The 1,765-nt window shown below is 40.3% G+C and carries 1 protein-coding gene and 1 pseudogene; both read left to right on the top strand.

Annotation, left to right across the window (positions count from 1 at the left end; translation table 11 throughout):
• Positions 1-658 precede the first annotated feature (658 nt).
• A complete protein-coding gene (locus O9323_RS19690; RefSeq protein WP_002791153.1) occupies positions 659-1,378 on the top strand; it encodes a Uma2 family endonuclease in 720 nt (239 codons plus the stop codon).
• A gap of 116 nt (positions 1,379-1,494) precedes the next feature.
• Positions 1,495-1,765 (top strand): annotated as a pseudogene (locus tag O9323_RS19685) (hypothetical protein); the annotation flags it as partial.

Genomic DNA, 1,765 nt, shown 5'->3' with positions numbered 1-1,765 from the left:
AGCCTTGAATACAGGTTCCTTGTAGGTTCAAAAATTTGTCAAGTATCATAAGTAAAATAATCTCGTTTTTGGCTATTATATCAAATCTTAACTCAATTGTCTATCTTTTGGTATTAACCTATTTGTGCCTTAAGTCCTTTCTTGTATGAATTTCAGCTACTTTTGAGCGTAGTTGCTCTCATCGAATTTTATTTTAAGTTAATTATTTGCATAACAATTCCCGAAGAGCCCTTATTATCTTCACAAAAACAGAAAAGTATTGTTTTATCCTGAGATAATTTCTATTTTCTCTGAGGACAATTCTTTTCAGCCCCGTTTTATTGATGCTCTCAATAAATTCAATCCAATTGTCACCCTATGTCCCATAAATATAGGTCTACCATTCATAAAAGAAAATCTTCATGACACTTTTTTACAATTACTCTATGAGAATAATTACAAACTTCTAGAATCCCAGAAAAGCATAGATTCTACTATACAGGGAAGTTGTGATATTTATGTAAAAGATTAGAATTGTGATAGAGTCAGAGAATCTTGACAAAATCACATAACCTAAAACGAGCCGAGCGCTTGGCTGCACAATTGAGAGCGCTAGGGGTTGACATGGACAATAGTTTATGATAAGAAGGTGGCATCAGTTGTTCACCCCAACCAACCAATGGCTCAAGAAACCCTGGTAATTGCAGCTAACCCACTAGGGATCAAGCTACCACCGACCCAAGATGAACTACCTTCTGATGATGGTATTCCCATGGAAACCCAGAGACACGGACTGCAAATGCAGTTATTAGTCAGACCGCTCTCCCAATGGTTAAAAACCCAAGGGCGAGAAGCGTTTGTGGGGGGCAATATGTTTGTTTACTTTAGCCCCAATCAAGTGCGGAACGAAGATTATCGCGGACCTGATGTATTTGTCGTCTTGGACGTGCCTCGAAGAGAACGAAAAAGCTGGGTCGTCTGGGAAGAAGAAAAAGCTCCTGATGTGGTGATTGAGTTGCTCTCTGAAAGTACAGCCAAAAAAGATAAAGAAGAGAAAAAACTCATCTATCAGAATCGTTTGCGGGTGACAGAATACTTTTGGTATGATCCCTTTGACCCAGAAGATTTAGCGGGACATCGCCTAGAAGGGGGTGTTTATAAATCTTTAAACCCAGATGCTCAAGGCAGGTTCAGCAGCGAAATATTAGGGCTAGTGTTAGTGCGGTGGCAGGGAATTTATGGGGATGAACAAGAGCCGATTACTTGGCTGCGTTGGGCAACAGCAGAGGGGCAATTGCTCCCCACCATAGAGGAGTTGGCAGAGCAGGAAAAGCAACGAGCCGAACGCTTGGCGGCAAAATTAAGAGTGCTAGGAGTTGAAGTTGATGATAGTGTATGAAATAATTACAGGCATTGTCCACCTACAGGTCTATTTGATAATTAATTTAATGCACCTCCTTAGTTGCGGGCAGTTTATGAGAGCTTATTAAATATTAGGAAGGACTGTTTACGACAATGACACCATCTGCTATTGATTTACCGACAAAATCAACGATAATCACCTGGGAAAAACTGCCAGATGATTTTGTTCTACCTGACGAACCTGTGGACAATAACCTGCAACCTCTCTTAGCAGCAGCTTTATGCGAATCCCTAGAATTAGCAGGACTAATTCTAGAATCGATGCTAATTGCTTCTAATTTTGGCTTGTGTGCTACCGTTAAAACTCAAACAGTTGTCAAAGCACCTGACTGGGTTTATATTCCCTCAGTAAAACCGATTCCTA

This window comes from Microcystis sp. LE19-131.1A (genome assembly GCF_027532015.1).
GTDB lineage: Bacteria > Cyanobacteriota > Cyanobacteriia > Cyanobacteriales > Microcystaceae > Microcystis > Microcystis ichthyoblabe_A.
This window is presented reverse-complemented; position numbering and strand designations above follow the sequence as displayed.

Bases quoted from the DNA above. Each gene is read 5' to 3' on its own strand.
- O9323_RS19690 (WP_002791153.1), top strand. From the start codon at position 659: ATGGCTCAAGAAACCCTGGTAATTGCAGCTAACCCACTAGGGATCAAG.